General features: G+C 69.0%; 15 protein-coding genes. 8 read left to right on the top strand and 7 right to left on the bottom strand.

Translation table 11 applies throughout. The annotated features are described in order from the left end of the window. The first annotated feature begins 10 nt into the window (after nt 1-10). From ACQPYK_RS38065 to ACQPYK_RS38045, 5 genes are all read left to right on the top strand, one after another. On the top strand, nt 11-1,654 hold the full coding sequence (locus ACQPYK_RS38065) for a GTP-binding protein (RefSeq protein ID WP_433242435.1): 1,644 nt from the start codon (nt 11-13) through the stop codon (nt 1,652-1,654). 386 nt (nt 1,655-2,040) lie between these two features. Then, nucleotides 2,041-2,760, top strand: a complete 720-nt coding sequence (locus ACQPYK_RS38060) for a single-stranded DNA-binding protein (protein ID WP_433242432.1) — start codon at nt 2,041-2,043, stop codon at nt 2,758-2,760. 364 nt (nt 2,761-3,124) lie between these two features. Further along, nucleotides 3,125-4,423, top strand: a complete 1,299-nt coding sequence (locus ACQPYK_RS38055; protein ID WP_433242429.1) for a GGDEF domain-containing protein — start codon at nt 3,125-3,127, stop codon at nt 4,421-4,423. Between the two features lie 26 nt (nt 4,424-4,449). Next, nucleotides 4,450-6,114 (top strand): energy-dependent translational throttle protein EttA, encoded by a 1,665-nt coding sequence (ettA, locus tag ACQPYK_RS38050; RefSeq protein WP_433242426.1) that lies wholly within the window; start codon nt 4,450-4,452, stop codon nt 6,112-6,114. A 68-nt stretch (nt 6,115-6,182) separates the two neighbouring features. Next, entirely contained in the window at nt 6,183-6,623 is a 441-nt protein-coding gene (locus tag ACQPYK_RS38045; protein WP_433242423.1) for an acyl-CoA thioesterase, read from the top strand. 209 nt (nt 6,624-6,832) lie between these two features. On the opposite strand, the gene ACQPYK_RS38040 is transcribed toward ACQPYK_RS38045, so the two are convergent. The 4 genes from ACQPYK_RS38040 to ACQPYK_RS38025 all read right to left on the bottom strand — a co-directional run bounded on the left by ACQPYK_RS38040 (nt 6,833) and on the right by ACQPYK_RS38025 (nt 10,492). Continuing rightward, nucleotides 6,833-8,362, bottom strand: coding sequence for a glycoside hydrolase family 13 protein (locus ACQPYK_RS38040; protein WP_433242420.1), 1,530 nt, complete (start codon nt 8,360-8,362; stop codon nt 6,833-6,835). Between the two features lie 29 nt (nt 8,363-8,391). Continuing rightward, nucleotides 8,392-8,790, bottom strand: coding sequence for a globin (locus ACQPYK_RS38035; RefSeq protein ID WP_433242417.1), 399 nt, complete (start codon nt 8,788-8,790; stop codon nt 8,392-8,394). A gap of 20 nt (nt 8,791-8,810) precedes the next feature. Next, nucleotides 8,811-9,686, bottom strand: a complete 876-nt coding sequence (locus tag ACQPYK_RS38030; RefSeq protein ID WP_433242414.1) for a mechanosensitive ion channel family protein — start codon at nt 9,684-9,686, stop codon at nt 8,811-8,813. A gap of 521 nt (nt 9,687-10,207) precedes the next feature. After that, complete coding sequence (locus ACQPYK_RS38025; protein WP_433242411.1) at nt 10,208-10,492, bottom strand: hypothetical protein; 285 nt, start codon at nt 10,490-10,492, stop codon at nt 10,208-10,210. A gap of 338 nt (nt 10,493-10,830) precedes the next feature. Here ACQPYK_RS38025 and ACQPYK_RS38020 point away from each other — a divergent pair, with 338 nt between their 5' ends. From ACQPYK_RS38020 to ACQPYK_RS38010, 3 genes are all read left to right on the top strand, one after another. Beyond that, nucleotides 10,831-12,393: an XRE family transcriptional regulator gene (locus ACQPYK_RS38020; RefSeq protein ID WP_433242408.1), complete on the top strand. Its 1,563-nt coding sequence runs from the start codon at nt 10,831-10,833 to the stop codon at nt 12,391-12,393. Beyond that, nucleotides 12,390-12,884, top strand: a complete 495-nt coding sequence (locus ACQPYK_RS38015) for a GNAT family N-acetyltransferase (protein ID WP_433242405.1) — start codon at nt 12,390-12,392, stop codon at nt 12,882-12,884. The genes ACQPYK_RS38020 and ACQPYK_RS38015 overlap by 4 nt, the downstream gene beginning before the upstream one ends. Before the next feature lie 165 nt (nt 12,885-13,049). Then, nucleotides 13,050-15,089, top strand: a complete 2,040-nt coding sequence (locus tag ACQPYK_RS38010; protein ID WP_433242402.1) for a tetratricopeptide repeat protein — start codon at nt 13,050-13,052, stop codon at nt 15,087-15,089. A gap of 127 nt (nt 15,090-15,216) precedes the next feature. Here ACQPYK_RS38010 and ACQPYK_RS38005 read toward each other — a convergent pair whose 3' ends face one another. The 3 genes from ACQPYK_RS38005 to ACQPYK_RS37995 are packed head-to-tail and all read right to left on the bottom strand — an operon-like array spanning nt 15,217 to nt 18,012. Beyond that, the gene (locus ACQPYK_RS38005; RefSeq protein ID WP_433242399.1) at nt 15,217-16,248 is read right to left on the bottom strand and encodes an ABC transporter ATP-binding protein; all 1,032 of its coding nucleotides are present in this window, start codon (nt 16,246-16,248) and stop codon (nt 15,217-15,219) included. Continuing rightward, nucleotides 16,245-17,048 carry an ABC transporter permease gene (locus ACQPYK_RS38000; RefSeq protein ID WP_433242396.1) on the bottom strand — a complete coding sequence of 268 codons (804 nt, stop codon included), beginning with the start codon at nt 17,046-17,048 and terminating at the stop codon, nt 16,245-16,247. The genes ACQPYK_RS38005 and ACQPYK_RS38000 overlap by 4 nt, the downstream gene beginning before the upstream one ends. A 49-nt stretch (nt 17,049-17,097) precedes the next feature. Continuing rightward, entirely contained in the window at nt 17,098-18,012 is a 915-nt protein-coding gene (locus ACQPYK_RS37995; protein ID WP_433242393.1) for an ABC transporter permease subunit, read from the bottom strand. Nucleotides 18,013-18,226 lie beyond the last annotated feature (214 nt).

Below are 18,226 nucleotides of genomic sequence, written 5' to 3'. Positions count from 1 at the left end.
TAAGCGAGCGATGACCAGTGTTGGCACCACCCAGACACGACAGGGCCTCGGCAGCCGGCTCGCCGCGCTGGCGCGGCTCGTGGAACTGGGACCGGGCAGGGTCGATCCCAAACTCCTGGCCGAGACCGGGCAGTTGCTGCTGCGCGCCGGTGACAGGCTCAAGCTCTCCTCCGACCACACCGTGGTCGCGCTCGCCGGGGGCACCGGAAGCGGTAAGTCGACGCTGTTCAACTCGGTCTCCGGGTTGGAGCTGTCGCCGACCGGGGTTCGCCGCCCGACCACGGCGCGTACCCACGCCTGCGTCTGGGGCCTGGACGGTGCGGGCCCGCTGCTCGACTGGTTGCAGATCCAGTGGCGGCATCGTTTCGCCAGGGCCAGCGCGCTGGACAAGGGAGAAGGCCTGCTCCACGGGCTGATCCTGCTGGATCTTCCCGACCACGACTCCATCCGCGCGCTCACCGACACCGAGGCCGACCGGCTGATCCAGGTGGCCGACCTCGTCGTGTGGGTGCTCGACCCGCAGAAGTACGCCGACGCGTCCACGCACCGCCGTTATGTGACCGAACTCGCCGGGCACGAGGCGGTGACGATCTTCGTGCTCAACCAGGTCGATCGGCTGGAGCCGGACGAGCTGGCCGAGTGCGTCTCGGACCTGGAGAGCCTGCTCCGCCGCGAAGGAGTCGAGGACCCGATCATCGTCACCACCTCCGCGATCACCGGCGAGGGGGTGGACGGCCTCAAGGCGGTCCTCGCCCAGACCGTGGCCAGGCGCCGGGCGGCCGTCCAGCGTCTGGAGGCCGACCTCGACCGGATCACGCTCCGCCTGGCGAAGGCCATGCCCGCCGACGGGACCCCCGCTCCTTCGGCCTCGATCGACGACGCCCGCCGGATCGGCCTGACCGACGCGCTCTGCGACGCGGTGGGCGTGCCGGCGATCGGCGAGGCGATGGAGAACGTGTACGGCGTGCGGTCCATGGAGTGGGTCGGCTGGCCCTACACCCGCTGGATCGCCAAGCTCCGGCCCGACCCGCTGAACAGCCTGCGCCTGGGCGACCTCAGGGATGAGATCCGAGGTCTCACCGGAGGGTCGGTCAGCGCTCAGCCTGCCGAGGTGGACAACGCGGTGCAGGCCCTTGCGGACGGGCTGACCTCCGGCATGCACGAGGCCTGGCGCAACGGGGTCAGGGACGCCGCGCGTTCACGTTCGGCCCAGCTGCCCGAGGTGCTCTCCGAGGAGCTTTCCGAGGTCGCGCCGCGCCTCGACCGGGTCCCCTTCTGGTGGCGGCTGCTCCTCATCTGGCAGTACCTGCTGGTCCTGCTGTTCCTCGCGGGGCTCGCCTGGTTCGGTACGGCTCTGGCCTACGGCGTGTTCGGCGCCGGGGCGCCGCCGGCGGGCTTGACGGTGTTCGGTGAGGCGGCCTCGCTGCCGTGGGTCGGGCTGATGATCCTGTCCGTTCTCGGCCTCGGCCTGCTGACCGCGGTGGCCAGCCGTAACTTCGTCTCCCTCGGCGCGGGGAACGCGCGCGAGCAGCTCGAACGGGAGATGCGCCGCCGGGTCGGCGGGGTCGCCACGAACATGGTGATCGAGCCGGTGGAGCGCGAGCTGACCAGATACAACGAGTTCTACTCCGCCATGCGGGGCGTTCAGGGCTGACCTCGCCATACGGGGTTGCGGCTGAATTCCGCCATGCGGGGCGTTCAGGGCTGACCTCGCCATACGGGGTTGCGGCTGAATTCCGCCATGCGGGGCGTTCAGGGCTGACCTCGCCATACGGGGTTGCGGCTGAATTCCGCCATGCGGGGTGTTCAGGACCGAGCGCCGTCATGCGGGGTTGCGGGGCTGAGCTCCGCCATGCGGGGTGTTCAGGACCGAGCGCCGTCATGCGGAGCGTGCCGTCCATGGCTTCCGTACTGTCCACAGCTTCACGGTGCGCGTAGGCGGTAATCCACAGAGCGTGATTCGACGGCCCGTGCCGGCGGCGGCGCGGGCCATCGTGTTCTCCAGGTCACGGGCAATCGCCCGCTTTCAAGGGAGACACGATGAACGACATCCACGTCACGCTGACCGGCAACGTCGCGGCCCCACCGCGCCAGCACACCTTCCCCGACGGATCGCGGGTCACGTCGCTCAAGGTCGCCTCGACGAGTCGTTACTACGACAGGGAGAACCAGCAGTGGTGCAACGGCGAGACCACCTACTTCGGTGTCCGTTGTTTTCGAGGGCTCGCCGACAACGTCGCCCAGTCGGTCCGGGTGGGGCAGCCGATCGTCGTCCAGGGACGCCTGCGAATCCGCGAGTTCACCCATGAGGGGCAGCGTCGCTTCATGCCCGAGGTGGAGGCCAACTCGCTCGGGCATGACCTGCGCTGGGGTCTGGGAAGCTTCAGCAAGCCGCAGCGGGGAGGGGCGGCCCCGTCACTGGGCCGCGAGGAGCGCATCGAGCTCGACCGCGAGACGCACGACTGGGCCATGGGCGGCGACGCCCCCGCCGCAGTCGGCTCTTCCGGCGTCCTGAGCCTGGTCAGGACCGGGACAGGTGACGGGACAGGCGACGAGACGGGCGATGAGGAGACGGACGGCGCGGACGGTTCGGCGCGGGCGGGCATCACCTGGAATGGAGCGAACACGGAAGATCACGGCGTGTCCGTGGGGGAGACCGGGGCCGAACAGGAGAAGATGATCGACATGAAGGCGGAGATGACCGACGGAGGATCCGGCGACGAGACGCCATGGCCCGCGGAAGCGCGCATGGCGGCCTGAATACGGGTCACCGACGGCATGGACCCCGGGGGGCGGGCCGTGCGTCTTTTGAAAAGGGCTGAAAACGAGGGGGAGGGGGCATCGGCCGAGCGCGGTCGGTGCCCCGCCAGAGTAACGGGATGGCGCCGAGAATACGGCCGATGGTTTTTTGCCCGTGTCAGATGCTCGAAGCACCTGTCAGGTCCAGGTCACGCCCCGCAGCATGGCTGCTCCTTTCCCACACGGTCCGCTCACGGAGTGAGCGATTCCCAATCGTGGGCCTCCCGATGAGGAGACCCACTCTGCCAAAGGTAGCGGTTACCGTCGCGCGGCGCACACTCCGCAACTATCGTGTTACACATCGTTAGTCGGAGAAGGGGGCGACATGGCGGCACCCATTCACACCTCGGTCAAATCGTGCGGTGGTGTGGCGGCCTTGGCCAATCGTTGGCCCTTGCTCGGGCAACGGCGTGCATTGGTCGTCTACCTTTCCGGGATCGTAGCGCTGGACCTGGTCGCGATCGGGCTTTTCGCCCTATCGAGTGATTTCCACTGGCACGACCTGCTCACCTTCGCCGCGTTGATGGCATGCGGCGCCGTCTGCATCGAGGCGACCCGCAGGCTCGGGATGCCCGCCGGCGTCTCCCGCGACCTGCTCTCCGCCTGGTGGCTGCCCGCCGCACTGCTGCTGCCTCCCGTCTACGCGCTTCTCGCGCCCGTTCCGCTCCAGATCCTTCTGCAGAAACGGGTGCGCGAGACGGTCGTCTACCGGAGGGTCTTCAGCTCTGCCGCGATCGGCCTGGCCGGATGCGCGGCCTCGGTGCTGTTCCACGCGGTCGTCGGAGACCTGACCGCCCTGACCACCGGTGGCGGGGCGACGATCCTCGTCGCCATGGGCTGCGCCGTCCTGTTCACCGTGCTCAACACCGCGCTGATCGCCGTCGCCGCGCACACCGCCGCCCCCGACAGCCGCTGGCGGGAGGTGCTGTGGAACCGGGAGAGCCTGCTGCTCGACGTGGTCGAGCTCTGCCTGGGGGTCCTCGTCGCCATCACCTGCGGCCTGAACCTGGCGCTGCTGGTGCTGGCGTTGCCGCCGGTCGTCCTGCTTCAGCGCAGCCTGCTGCACGCCCAGCTCCAGGCGGCGGCCCGCACCGACTCCAAGACCGGCCTGCTCAACGCCGCGGCCTGGCAGCGCGAGGCGGACACCGAGATCGTCAGGGCGCGCCGCACCGGTGAGACGCTCGCCCTGCTGATCGTCGACATCGACCACTTCAAGCGGGTCAACGACACCTACGGTCACCTGATCGGCGACCAGGTCCTGGTCGGGGTGGCCGCCACCATCCGCAGCCAGCTCCGTGACTACGACGTGGTGGGCAGGTTCGGGGGTGAGGAGTTCGTCGTCCTGTTGCCCCGTGCCGATGTCACCGAGGCCCGCCGGGTCGCCGAGCGGCTGCGTTCCCGCATCGGCCGGATGGCGGTTCCGGCGGACGACAATATGATCACTGTGACCATCTCGGCAGGCGTCGCGGTCATGAGCATGCACGGCGACGACCTGATCGAGCTGCTCGCCGCGGCTGACCTGGCCCTATACCGCGCAAAGGAGCTCGGCCGCGACCGGATCTGCCTGCCCGCCACCGTGGTTCCCCCCGCCCGCAGGCCCGGTTCCGAGGCCGCCCCTAGCTAAGCCCGACAGGCCCTAAGCTAGAAGGCATGCCGGAGTACATCTACACACTGCAGCGCGTGCGCAAGGCGCACGGTGACAAGGTCGTCCTCGACGACGTGACGCTGTCGTTCCTGCCGGGCGCGAAGATCGGCGTCCTCGGTCCCAACGGCACCGGAAAGTCGACGCTGCTGAAGATGATGGCGGGTCTGGAGCAGCCGTCCAACGGCGACGCCCGGCTCATGCCCGGCTTCACCGTCGGCATGTTGCAGCAGGAGCCCCCGCTCAACGAATCCAAGACCGTGCTCGGCAACGTCGAAGAGGGCGTCGCGGAGACCAAGGCCATGCTCGATCGGTTCAACGAGATCGCCGAGCTGATGGCCACCGACTACAGCGACGAGCTGCTCAATGAGATGGGCAAGCTGCAGGACGCGCTGGACCACCGCAACGGGTGGGATCTCGACAGCCAGCTGGAGCAGGCGATGGACGCCCTCCGTTGCCCGCCGCCGGACGCCGAGGTCACCCAGCTCTCCGGTGGTGAGCGGCGCCGGGTCGCGCTGTGCAAGCTGCTGCTGGAGCAGCCCGACCTCCTCCTGCTCGACGAGCCCACCAACCACCTCGACGCCGAGAGTGTCCAGTGGCTGGAGTCTCACCTGGAGAAGTATCCCGGAACCGTCCTGGCCGTCACCCACGACCGTTACTTCCTGGACAACGTCGCCAACTGGATCCTGGAGCTCGACCGCGGTCGCTGCCACCCCTACGAGGGCAACTACTCCACCTACCTGGAGGCCAAGGCCGCGCGGCTCAAGCTCGAGGGCCAGAAGGACGCCAAGCGCAAGAAGCGCCTGGAGGAGGAGTTGGAGTGGGTCCGCTCCAACGCCAGGGCCCGCCAGACCAAGAGCCGGGCGCGTCTGCAGCGCTACGAGGAGATGGCCGCGGAGGCCGACAAGCACCGCAAGCTCGACTTCGAGGAGATCCAGATCCCGCCGGGCCCGCGTCTGGGCACCACGATCATCCGGGCCGAGAAGCTCACCAAGGGCTTCGAGGACCGCCTCCTGATGGACAGCCTCTCCTTCGACCTGCCGCGTAACGGCATCGTCGGCGTCATCGGCCCCAACGGCGTCGGCAAGACCACGCTGTTCCGGATGGTCACCGGCAGCGAGACGCCGGACGACGGCGCCATCGTCGTCGGCGACACCGTCAAGATCTCCTACGCGGACCAGAGCCGCGGTGGCATCGACCCGGCCAAGAACGTCTGGGAGGTCGTCTCAGACGGGCTCGACTACATCAAGGTCGGCCAGGTCGAGATGCCGTCGCGCGCCTACATCGCCGCGTTCGGGTTCAAGGGTCCGGACCAGCAGAAGAAGTCGGGTGTCCTGTCCGGTGGCGAGCGCAACCGGCTCAACCTGGCGCTGACGCTCAAGCAGGGCGGCAACGTGCTGCTGCTCGACGAGCCCACCAACGACCTCGACACCGAGACGCTCTCCAGCCTGGAGAACGCGCTGCTCGACTTCCCGGGCTGCGCGGTGATCACCTCGCACGACCGGTGGTTCCTCGACCGCATCGCCACCCACATCCTCGCCTGGGAGGAAGGCTCGAACTGGTTCTGGTTCGAGGGTAACTTCGCCGACTACGAGAAGAACAAGATCGAGCGCCTGGGCGCCGACGCGGCCCGCCCGCACCGTGTCACCTACCGTAAGCTCACCCGCGACTGACGCCGGTCATAGGCGCTGCCCGGCCCCCGCCGTACGGCGGGGGCCGGGCGGTCGCTAGCGTTTCGGATGTGTCTGGACAGAGCGTGGTCGACGATGTGAGCCGTACCCACCGGCATGTGTTCTCCCGAGCGGTCAGATTCGCCGACATCGACTCGCTGGGCCATGTCAACAACGTCCGGTTCTTCGACTACCTCGAAGACGCGCGGCTGGAGATGTTCCACATCGATCCCCACCGGGAGGGCGGGACGCCTTTTCGGGGGCTGGTGGTCGCCCGGCACGAGATCGACTACAAGCGTCCCCTCACCTTCCGCGCCGACCCGGTGCGGGTGGAATCGTGGGTGACGGAGGTCCGTCCGGTGCGCTTCACCCTCAACTACGAGATTCGCGACGATGAAGAGATCTTCGTGCGGGCCCGCTCGGTGATGGTCGCCTACGACGTGGGGAAGGCCGCTCCCCGGCGGTTGAACCCACACGAGCTGAGCTACCTGAGCAGGTTCGCCGCCGTCTAGCACGGCGCTCGCGCGTTCGCCGCCCAGTGCCGCGAGCTGGACGGCGAACCGGCCGACGCCGCCGGTGACCAGAGCGCGCCTGCCCAGGATCGGGACGGCTCGTTGTGTGCGCGACGCGGTGACGCCGGCCATCGGCAGGGCCGCCGGTCCGTCCCCGTGGGGCGGACGCGTTCGCGGGCGGCGGCTCGCCGGTGTGCGCGGGCGATGCCCTACGGGGTGTACAGCCAGGCCGCGGTGTCCGGGGGCAGCAGATGACCGTCCACCGGGGCGCTGCCGATCAGGACCCGCTCGTGCGGTGGCAGCTGCACCGGCTCGGACCCGCAGTTGATGACGCAGGTCAACAGGCCACGGGTGAAGAAAAGCGCGTCCTCGGGGGAGTCCAGCCAGTTGATCTTGTCGTTGAGCGAGCCGCGCAGCTCGCGGCGGGCGCGCAGGGCCTCCTGGTAGAAGCTCAGGGTCGAACCCGGATCGCTTGCCTGGCGTTCGGCGCTCAACGCGGCCCACTCGACGGGCTGGGGCAGCCAAGGTCGGGCGCTGTCGGGCGAGAAACCGTACGGCTCGGCCCCGCCGGACCACGGGAGGGGGACCCGGCAGCCGTCCCGGCCGAGCAGTTTCCCCGCGGAGCGGGCGAAGATGGGGTCCTGGCGCGAATGCGGAGGAAGGTCCTTCACCTCGGGCAGACCGAGTTCCTCGCCCTGGTACAGGTAGGCCGAGCCCGGCAGGGCGAGCATGGCCAGCAGAGCCGCCCTGGCGCGTGCGATGCCCGTCGTGGAGTTGGCCAGGCCCTCGCCGTACCGGGTGACGTGCCGGACCACGTCGTGGTTGGACAGCACCCAGGTGGGAGCGGTCACCGCGGACAGGGTGTCGTCGATGACCTTCCGGAACGCCGTCGCCGACCAGGGCGCCTCCAACCAGGCGAAGTTGAAGCTCTGATGCAGCTCGTCCGGGCGGACATAGCGGGCGAGGTCCTCGGCGGAGTCGGTCCACACCTCACCGATGGCCATCCGCTCGCCCGGATACGAGTCGAGCACCTTGCGCCATTCCCGGTAGACCTCGTGCACCTCGGGCCGTCCCCAGATCGGTGACTCGGCCTTGAACGCCTGGTCCGCCGCAGGGGTGTCAGGCAGGCCTTCGGCCTTGTAGAGGCCCATCGCCACGTCGATCCTGAACCCGTCCACTCTCCGGTCCAGCCAGAACCTCAGCACGTCGAGGAACTCGGCCTGCACCTCGGGGTTGCGCCAGTTGAAGTCGGGCTGCTCGGAGGCGAACAGATGCAGGTACCACTGCCCGTCGGGCGTCCTGGTCCAGGCCGGGCCGCTGAAAGTGGACTGCCAGTTGTTGGGCGGCAGCTCTCCGCCGTCGCGGAAGAGGTAGCGCTCGCGTCCCTCGCCTCGCAGTGCCTGCTTGAACCACTCGTGCTCGGAGGAGCTGTGGTTGGGCACGATGTCGACGATCACCCGCAGCCCGTGGTCGTGGGCGTCGGCGACGAGGGCGTCAAAGTCGGCCAGGGTGCCGAACAGGGGATCGACGTCGCGGTAGTCGGCGACGTCGTAGCCCCCGTCGGCCATGGGGGAGCGGTAGAAGGGGGTCAGCCAGATCGCGTCGACGCCCAGTTCGGCGAGGTAGGGCAGACGCTGCCGGATGCCGGCCAGGTCGCCGACGCCGTCTCCCGAGGCGTCGGCGAAGCTGCGAACATAGATCTCATAGACGACGGCATCACGCCACCAGGGGATTTCCATGTGCTTGGGCTGCCCCCAGTCGCCGGATTTTATGCGTCAGGGGCGTTGACCATACTGTGCGCCGCGTAGACGAGGTAGTCCCACAGGCGCTTCTCCAGCTCGTCGGGGAGCTCCAGCGAGACCACCGCGTCGTGCATGTGCTTCAGCCAGGCGTCGCGCTCGGCCGATCCGATGACGAAGGGGTTGTGCCGCATCCGCAGCCGGGGGTGCCCCCGTTGCGCGCTGTAGGTGTTGGGCCCACCCCAATACTGGATGAGGAAGAGGCGCAACCGGTCTTCGGCCCCGGCGAGGTCGTCCTCGGGATAGAGCGGTCGGAGCAGGGGATCTTCCACGACTCCTTCGTAGAAGCGGTGGACGAGACGCCGGAAGGCCTCCTCGCCGCCGACCGCGTCGTAGAAGGACTGTGATTCCTCGGGGATAACGGACACGTCTCCAAGCCTAAGCGACGTCAGCCGGCGATCGGGATGGAGGCCCGATCAAGGGCGGCCTTGATCCGGAGGCGGAGCTCGCGGGCGATCTCGGACTGCCGGGAGGGGATCGTCTTGGCGTTGATCCGGAAGACGATGGCCGTATCGGAGATCTGCTCGATCCCCCACACCTGGGGCTCCTCGACCAGGACGCTGTCGCGGTAGGAGGGGTCGGCCCATATGTCCTCGACCACCTGCCTGAGCAGGTCCTGGACCGCGGGGATGTCGGAGGCGTAGGCCACCGGGACGTCCACGGTCGCGCGGGACCACCCCTGGGACTCGTTGCCGACCCGGGTGATGGTGCCGTTGCGGACGTACCAGACCCGGCCGTCGCTGTCGCGCAGGCGGGTGATGCGCAGGGTGACCGCCTCGACGGTGCCGATCGCGGCACCCGCGTCGATCACGTCGCCCACGCCGTACTGATCCTCCAGGAGCATGAACATGCCGGCGATGAAGTCCTTGACGAGCTCCTGGGCGCCGAAGCCGACGGCCACGCCGACGATGCCGACACTGGTCAGCAGGGGGGCGATGGGGACCGACAGCCGTTCCAGGATGGTCAGGGCCGCGGTGCCGAGGATGACGATCGAGGCGACCGGCCGTAGCACCGAGCCGATGGTCTCCGCGCGCTGCCTGCGCCGCTCGGCGGCGACCGCGTCGAGCCCCTCCAGCGTGACCGTCTGCTTACCGCGCAGCCGCCCGGCGATCGAGCCGCCGTTGGAGGAGGATGCGCGCTTGACCACCCGGGTGATCAACCGGTTGGCCACATTGCGCAGGATGAGCGCGATGACCACGATGAGCATCATGGCGATCGTGCCCGCGATCGCGGGAGCCCAGGTGGTGGGCACAACTGACTGCACGAGGTCGCAGATTACCCCACCTTCTTTCTCGCATCCCTTGGTTAGGCTTGTGCTCATCTCGATGAGCTTCTCGACCCCGGCTCCGCCGGTGGATGTGGGAGCGGGGGTGGGGGAGTGGGCGAGCAAGAACACGGAGCAGATCCCTCTCGGATCGGGTCGGTCGGCAAAGTGGGCAAGTCGCGTTGCCTACCCATATTGCCGACCGAACCGGCCGTCGTCACATCACGCCGGGGAAGACGGGGGTATCCGGACCCGGACCGCGGTGGGCGGGTTCGGACACTCCGGCGACGGGCGGCCCGGTCGGGACACGCACCCGGAAGCGTGTCCCGTGCCGTTTCCGAGGGGGATCTCTCCGATCACCGTCCGGACGAGTCCGGACGGCAGCCTGGGCTTGCCGGTTTCGGGGCCGGCGAGGTGCCCAGCGTCCGAGGACGCTCCGCACCGGTCACCTCACCGGCCCCGTTGAGCCGCGGTGGCGCGATGGACTCGGATGGCTGCGACCCCACCGAGGCACCGCTCTGCTACTCCCCCACCGCGGCGAGAACGCGTGCGACCTTGGTCGCGGCACCGGCCGGATCCTGCGCCGTGTGCATCCGCTCACCCCAGGACCACCAGTAGTACCAGTCCCGGTGGCTGGGAGCGGCCTGTGCTCGGCAGGTGACGTTCTCCGCCAGGCTGGTCGCGTTCGGGTTGATCACGCGTACGAAGGCGCGTCCCGACTGGGTCCGCACCACGCGAGCGTGCAATCCGCGAGAGTCAAGTTCTGACACCAACCGCTCCAGGTGCCCGAAGTCGTCTTCCCCCACCTCGTCCCTCCTCTTGTCGCCCGTCCTGCACCGAATCGTGTTCGCTTGGTTACGCGAATCGATGCTGGTTGGCCAAAGATGACTCACCTGGGGCGATGGGTCAACGGAGGGAAAACCAAGATCAGGGTAGGCCTTCTCCCAAGTAGGTTGAAAGAAGCAGTCCGGTGGTGGACGATCCTTAGCCGATGGCTCTATTCGAGCGTTCCGGGTGAGCCAAAGTTGGTCCATCATTCTCGGTAGGCACAGTGCGACACTTGAATCACACTGAGTCAACGGGGAGAGGACCGGTCGGGACCAGTGTGCCAGCCAGCCCAGCTGGCCACGAGAGAGGGGCCGGTATGTCCGGCAGGCAGCACAGGGAGACAGAGCTAGCGCGGCAGATCCGGGCCAGAGGCCTGGCGGCAGGGCGTAACTCGGCTCAGATCGCCGAGGAGATCCACGACAGGTGTGGTCCCCAGTTCGGGACCACGCGTATCAAGGGTCATCGCCTGGCGCACGGCGTCGCTCTCGCCGACGTGATCGAACAGATACGGGCGCTGTTCGAGCGCGACGGCAAGTCGGCGCCGGGGATCGGGGAGACGCTCCTGTCCGCTTACGAGAGCGGGCTGAAGCGGCCCGGTCCCGAGTATCTCCACTACCTGTGTTCCGCCTACCGGGTCGAGCCGGCCTCCCTCGGGTACGACGGTCCGTGCATCTGCGGTCATGGTCATCAGGTGCCCGGTGCCGTCCGAGGTGATCTCCAGGATGGAAGACCCGACACTTCCCCTGGTCCGCGCGAGCTGTTGATCCAGCCGATCGGTGGCGACCCTTCCGCGGACGGGGGCGAGGAGGACGAGAACGTGCTACGGAGGACGCTGTTACAGCTTCTGGCCGGCACCGGCGTCGCGCTGGACGGACAGGTGCTTGGATCTGTGGAGAACATTCGCAGGAGGATGGACGAGACCCTGGTGTCGGCCACCGTCTCACCTGCGATGCTGGATCAGTGGGAGGAAGCCACCATCGGCTTCGGCCGCCAATACATGAACACGCCGCCGCTGCGACTGCTGTGCGACGTGTTGCTGGAGTTCAGCGCCGTGCGCAAGGCCATGGAGCGGCGCCAGCCGGTTGACCTGCAGGAACGGCTGTGCCGCATGGCGGCCCAGCTCGCCGGTCTCAGTGGAATGATCATGGTGAATCTCGGTGATCACCGGATGGCCCGGTCCTTCTTCAGGACCGGCAGGATGGCCGCCGACGACACCGGGGACCGTGCGCTTCGTGCCTGGGTCATCGCCCGGGAGGCGCTGGTCCCGCTCTACTACGGGGATCCGCGCGAGGCCCTCAACCTCGCCAGGAAGAGCCGTGACCTGGCGGGCCAGACGCCGTGCGCGGCTCAGGCCATGGCGCCGGTCTTCGAGGCCCGCGCGCTGGCGATGATGTCGGGGTCGGGCAGGAAGGACGTGGTCGACCAGGCCAAGCGGGCGCTGTCGCGGGCCAGGGCGGCGTTCTCCCAGATGACCGCGGTCGATCAGGATGACGCGACCTTCGGCTACACCGAGCGTCAGCTCTACTTCCACCAGGGCGACGCGCTGGTACGGCTGGGGCAGGCCATGGAAGCCGACCTCATCCTGGAGCAGGCCCTCACCAAGTACGGCCCGGACGACTGGCTCGATCCCACGATCATCAAGTTCGACCGGGCCAAGTGCAAGCTCCTCGAGGGCGACCTGGAGGAGGCTCTGGACATGGCCAAGAGCGCGCTGGCCGAGCTGAGCGAGGGGTGCAGACCCGACATCCTCATGCAGCGCGCCCACGAGGTCGCCAGGGCGGTGGAGGCCAAGGACCCCCATCATCCCGAGCTCAAGGTCTATCTGGAGGCGTTGCGGGCCGCGCCGACGGTGGACCCGACCGCCGGCGGCAGCCCATGAGGCTTCGGCGTTATCGCTGGTCCGACCTCGAATCGGTCTGGGCGCTGCACCAGATCTGCCTGGCTCAGGTCGGTCTCGCACAGGGGGACGGCGTCTACTACGAAGACGACTTCCCGCGGATCAACGAGATCTACCTCGCCGACCGGGGGGAGTTCCTCGTGGGCGAGGTCCCCGGCGGGCGCGTCGTCGCGATGGGCGGCCTGCGCCGCATCGACGACCAGACCGCCGAGCTGTGCCGCATGCGGGTCCATCCGGAGTTCCAGCGACGCGGATTCGGCGCGCAGATGGTCGTGGCGCTGGAGGCGCGGGCGGTCGAGCTGGGCTACGTGCGTCTGCGGGGGGACACCACGCTGAACCAGCCGGCCGCGATCGAGCTCTACCGTAAGTACGGCTGGCGCGAGATCAGCCGGGAAGAGCGCGGCGGATGCGTCGTGCTTTATGGGGAAAAAGATCTCGTCGAAGCCATGTCCCATCTTGCTCCATTTAAGTGAATTTAAGACCGATTTATCGTTGAGCGTTGCGATCTGGCGAAATGCAAGAATACTTATTCTTCGTACCTGTAGTCATTTTCCCGTGGGGGGTACGATGAAGAAGATCATTGTTCGCAAACCCGGCACAACCCGGCTGAGTGGTGCTTCCAGCGTCATCCATAAAGGGTGAGGGACCACCTCTGGGCGATCGGGCCGCTTACGGGTGACCGTACGGATCCGTCGTCCCTCGTGGTGAACGGCCACCGGCGGTCACGTGGGCCCTACACGGTCGGTGGCGCGATCCTGCGCGCGGTCGTCCCTGAGGCTTTGCAGCGGCTTCCCGAGCGCGTCGCGTTCCACGACATCGAAATCCGCAGCGTGGCCCCCGATCTACGTGATCGGGTGGCCGCGCGACGGCAGACCGTGGACGCGCGTCTCGATGACGACGAGCGGATCCTCGTGCCCGCGCCCCGCCGCACGCTGCGGCTGGCCAACGGCGTGGCGGAGTTTCTGGGCGCGTTCGTGGGTGTCAGCGGACCTCGGACGCTGGTCGTGGAGAACGTCGACGAGGCCGACCCGACCGATCTCGAACTGCTCGCGGTGCTGGTCAGACGACTGGACCCCGCGCTGCTGGCGGTGGTGCTCCGGTCGAGGCGGCCGCCGCCGCGCTGGTTTCGCGGCCGGGTGGCGAGCCCCGGCGGGCCCGAGTCCGAGCCCGAACTCGCGCTTGAGGCCGAATTCGAGCCGGTGCCGGCTCACGAGAGCCGCACGCCCGTGCCGCCGACCGCCGCCGCCCACGTGGCCTCCGACTGCACCGACGAGCGGTCGCGCGCCGCCTACGAGGTGCTGGACCCGGCCGAGCGGGCTCGGCTGCACGACCTGCGGGCCGATGAGCTGGAGTCCACCGGCGAGTTCTCCCCCCGCCTGGGCGCCGTCCCCTTCCACCGGGAACACGGGGCAGATCCCCGGGGTCGTGGAGCCGAGGCGCTGTGGACGGCCGTCGATCACTGCGTCCGGGAGGGCTTCCTCGACGCGGTGGGCGAGCTGGGGCGACGCGGACTACGGCTGGCCGAGCCCGGGTCCGACCTCTGGTGGCGGTTCACGCAGCGCACGGCCACCGCCCTGGCGGCGCTGTCGCGCCCGGAGGAAGCCCGTGATCTGTACGAACGCGCGCGCCGTGGCAGCCAGGACCCCGTGGTGCACGCGGCGTCGGCGTACGGCACCGCCATGCTCGACGCCCGTCACCCCGATCCGGCCCAACGGGACCTGGGACGTGCCATGGGCTGGATCAACCAGGCCGTGGCCATCTCCACCCTGCTGCCCGACCGGCAGGAGCGCGCCTTCAAGCTGGGCTTCGACCGCAACGGGCAGGCTCTCATCGAGACGCGGAGGGGGGAGCCGCGCAGGGCGCTCGCGCTGGTCGAGTCGGCCATCGAGCTGGCGCGGCAGGACCTGCCGCCGGAACGGCATCCGATCCACCGCATGGTGCTGCACGCCAACCGAGGTCGCCTCCTCGCCGAGCTGGGGCAGGCGAAGGAGGCCCTGGACGACTACGCGGCGGCGATCGCCGCCGACCCGTTCTTCGCCGACCACTACCTGGACCGGGGCAACCTCCTGTTCCGGCTCGGGATGACCGATGATGCGCTGGCCGACTACGAGGCCGCGATCCGGGTGAGCCCGCCGCTGCCCGAGGCCTACTACAACCGGGCCGAGCTCCGGCTCGCACGGGGGGAGCTGGAAGCCGGCCTGGCCGATTTGGACCACGTGCTGGAGCTGGACCCCGATTACCTGGACGCCTACATCAACCGGGCGGGCGTGCGGGCCATGCTCGGACTGCAGGCCGAGGCGCGGGCCGACGTGGAGACCGGGCTGGCGCTCATGCCGGGCAATCCTCACCTGCTGACCGTGAAGGGGCAGCTGGACACCGCGTCCGGGCGGTTCGAGGAGGCCGCGCGGGCCTTCGACACGGCGCTGGAGAGGGCCCCCGGCCTCGGCGCGGCCTGGGCCAACCGGGGCATCCTCCGCTACGAGACCGGTGACGCCGAAGGCGCGGTGGCCGACCTGTCCAGGGCGATCGAGATCGAGGAGAGCCCGGAGCTGTACTTCAACCGGGCGACCGCGCTGCGGGCGCTGGGCAGGGCGGAGGCGGCGGAGGGCGACCTGCGGCGCGCCCTCGACCTCGATCCCGCGGACCCGGACGTGCGTGCCGCTCTCGGCCTCGGCTGACGTCGTGGTCACCGCTGCGCCGGTGGCCCGCTGAGATCCCCGATGGCGAGGCCGTGCCGCGGCCACAGCGCGATCACAGCGCGATCATGGCGCGATCACGGTGGGTGGGCGGATCCGTGAGACGCGTCTAGGCGGGGAAGATCTGGACGTGGCCCGGGTCCACGCTGAGCCGTACCTCGTCGCCGGGGGACAGCGGCGCGGCGGCGCGGGAGGAGAGGTCGGCGAAGACGGTGGCGGGGGAGCCGTCGATCTCGACGTGGAGGTAGACGCGGGTGGTGGCGCCCAGGAAGACCGTGACGTCGACGACCGCGCGGGCACCGGGGCCGTCGGCGGACACCGACACGTCCTCGGGACGGAACATGCACAGCACCCGCTCCCAGGGGGCCTCGACGTCGAAGGCGCCGCCCGCGGTCACCCGGCCGCCGCTCGCCTGCAGTTCAAGGGTGTTGCGGTTGCCGACGAAACCCGCCGCGAACCGGGTGGAGGGGGCGGTGTAGATCTCCGCGGGCGCGGCGCACTGCTCGATGCCCCCGGCGTTCATCACCGCGACCCGGTCGGAGACGGCCAGCGCCTCGGCCTGGTCGTGGGTGACGAAGACCGTGGTGATGCCGACCTGGTGCTGGATGCGGCGGACCTCGTCGCGCAGGCGGTGGCGGACCTGGGCGTCCAGCGCGGACAGCGGCTCGTCCAGCAGCAGCACCTCGGGCCTGGGAGCCAGCGCGCGAGCCAGCGCGACCCGTTGCTGCTGGCCTCCGGAGAGCTGGTTGGGCAGCCGGTCGCCCTGCTCGGAGAGGCCGACGAGATCCAGCATCTCCTCCACCCGGGTGGCGATCCGGGCCTTGGCCTCCCGGCGCACGGTCAGCGGGAAGCCGATGTTGCCGCGCACGGTCAGGTTGGGAAACAGCGCGTAGGACTGGAAGACCATGCCGATCGGACGCCTGCGGACCGGCACGCCGGTCATGTCGGCGCCGCCGATGGTCAGCCGCCCGCCGTCGAACTCGGTGAGGCCGGCGATGCAGCGCAGCAGGGTCGTCTTGCCGCAGCCGGACGGGCCGAGCAGGGCCAGCATCTCCCCCTGCTCCACGCTGACGTCCACCCCGGCCAGCGCGACATGGCCGGCGTAGCGCTTGGTGATGCCCTCAAGGACGACGTGACTCATCGCAGAGTCCTTCCGATGGTGCTCACCCGGCCGCGTCCCAGATGGACGACCAGGGCGGACAGGGCGAACAGGAAACCGAAGGTGAAGATCGTGACGACGGCGAGCGCGTTGGGGTCGCCGAGGGTGCGGGAGACGAACTGGCGGGCCGACCAGATCGGCAGCGTCTCGAACTTGGCTCCGACCAGGATCTTGGCGAGCGCGAACTCGTTCATCGCGGTGGCCACCACCAGTAGCGCGCCGGAGACGACTCCACCGCGGATCGCGGGCAGGATCACCCTGGTCAGGGTCTGCAAGGGGCTCGCGCCGCAGGTGGCGGCCGCCTCGCTGAGCCGTACGGCTCCCGCCGCCAGCAGCGAGCTCTCCACCGCCCAGTACATGAACGGGAAGGCGATGGCCGCCGTCGCCGCCGCCAGCAGCCAGAACGTGCCGAACAGGGCGGGGGCGAACGTCGCGGTGACGAGCTGGACGCCGGCGCCGATGACCACCCACGGGATGGCGAACGGGATCACCGCGATGGTCTGCACGACCGAGCCGATCCTCGGATTGTGCACCACCGACCAGTAGGCGGCGGGCACCACCAGCAGCACGTCGACGACCACGACCACGGCCGACAGCAGCAGGGAGCGCAGCAGTGCGGCCGTCACGTCCGGTTCGCCGAAAACGCCGAGCCAGTGATCCAGGGTGTAGCCGTCGGGCAGCGGGGTGTCGGTCCACCGGGTCGCGACCGAGTACAGCAGGGCCGCCAGCAGGGGAAGCCCGAAGTAGAGGCCCAGCAGCCCCAGGAAGAGTCGTCTTCTCATCGCTCGCCCACCGCTCCTCGTCCGCCGCGTGCCGGGTCGGTCCATGGGGTCACAGCCATCTCTGCGCCCGCCTCAGTGAGAGCCGGTAGAGCATGGTCGCCCCCACGGCCAGGAGCATGAGCAGCACCGACAGCACGGCGGCGCGTTCCAGGCCGAACACCGACGACTCCAGCGTGGTGCCGATCTGCAGGGTGATGAGCTTCTGGCTGCCGGGGCTGGCCGCGACCGCGTAGGCCACCGCGTAGACGCCGATCGTCCAGGTGAAGATGAGCAGCCAGCCGGCGACCACGAACGGCGACAGCACGGGGACGCCCACGTGGCGCCAGAACTGCCGGCGGGTGGCGTGACAGACCGCCGCGGCCTCCTGCCAGTCGTCCTTGAGCACGCTCAGCGCGGGGAGGGTGAGCAGCACGAACATCGGCACGTTGAAGTACAGGTAGACGATGTTCATCCCGGTGAACGAGCCGGTCGAGGGGAAGGGATCGTCGATCCCGAAGACGCCGCCGAGGATCAGGGTGAGCATGCCGGTGGAGCCGATCAACGCGACGAAGCCGAAAGCCAGGCCGATGCCGGCGAAGTTGGAGGCCACGTTCATCAGCGACAGCCAGAACGCCCGGCCGCCCAGGCGCATCCGGGTGATCAGCCACGCCGCAGGGGCGCCCAGCGCGGTGGCGATGGTCGCCTGCACCACGCCGAGGGCGAGGGAACCGACGACGGCCTGCCGGTCCACCGGGTTGCCGATCACCTGCCGGATGTTGTCGAAGCCGTAGCCGCCGCCGCGCAGCGCGAACGTGTCGTTGACCAACCGGGTGGCGGGGAGCACGAGCATCACGAACGTGAACAGCAGCAGGGGGAGTGCGGGCGCCCAGTTCGCCAGGATCTTCCTGGTACGGCGAGCGCTCCGTGGCGGGATCGAGGCCGCGGGCGGGGAAGACGGTTCGGGCGGGGTGGAGACAAGCCCCACCGAGGGAGGAGTTGTCCCATCCGGGGTGGTGATTTTTTCTCCAGACAAGTCGCGGGTGCTGATTTTTCCTCCAAAAGAGGATTTATCCATACCTGTGTTTTTTGCGGTGGAGGATTCTCCCCCAGGGGAAGCGATGCTTCCTATCCGGGTGGGGATGTTTTGCCCCGGGGTGAGGGCCCTGCCGGCACCCGCCTGCGGCGGGAGGATCGCTCCT

It is taken from the genome of Streptosporangium sp. CA-135522 (assembly GCF_050949235.1).
GTDB lineage: Bacteria > Actinomycetota > Actinomycetes > Streptosporangiales > Streptosporangiaceae > Streptosporangium.
Note: the sequence above shows the minus strand (reverse complement) of the source record. Positions and strands in the feature narration are given on the sequence as shown.

Excerpts from the sequence above, each read along its gene's own strand:
- ACQPYK_RS38040 (WP_433242420.1), bottom strand. The coding sequence starts at position 8,362 with ATGGAAATCCCCTGGTGGCGTGATGCCGTCGTCTATGAGATCTATGTT.
- ACQPYK_RS38020 (WP_433242408.1), top strand. The coding sequence starts at position 10,831 with ATGTCCGGCAGGCAGCACAGGGAGACAGAGCTAGCGCGGCAGATCCGG.
- ACQPYK_RS38015 (WP_433242405.1), top strand. The coding sequence starts at position 12,390 with ATGAGGCTTCGGCGTTATCGCTGGTCCGACCTCGAATCGGTCTGGGCG.
- ACQPYK_RS38055 (WP_433242429.1), top strand. The coding sequence starts at position 3,125 with ATGGCGGCACCCATTCACACCTCGGTCAAATCGTGCGGTGGTGTGGCG.
- ACQPYK_RS38005 (WP_433242399.1), bottom strand. The coding sequence starts at position 16,248 with ATGAGTCACGTCGTCCTTGAGGGCATCACCAAGCGCTACGCCGGCCAT.
- ACQPYK_RS38065 (WP_433242435.1), top strand. The coding sequence starts at position 11 with ATGACCAGTGTTGGCACCACCCAGACACGACAGGGCCTCGGCAGCCGG.
- ACQPYK_RS38000 (WP_433242396.1), bottom strand. The coding sequence starts at position 17,048 with ATGAGAAGACGACTCTTCCTGGGGCTGCTGGGCCTCTACTTCGGGCTT.
- ettA (WP_433242426.1), top strand. The coding sequence starts at position 4,450 with ATGCCGGAGTACATCTACACACTGCAGCGCGTGCGCAAGGCGCACGGT.
- ACQPYK_RS38060 (WP_433242432.1), top strand. The coding sequence starts at position 2,041 with ATGAACGACATCCACGTCACGCTGACCGGCAACGTCGCGGCCCCACCG.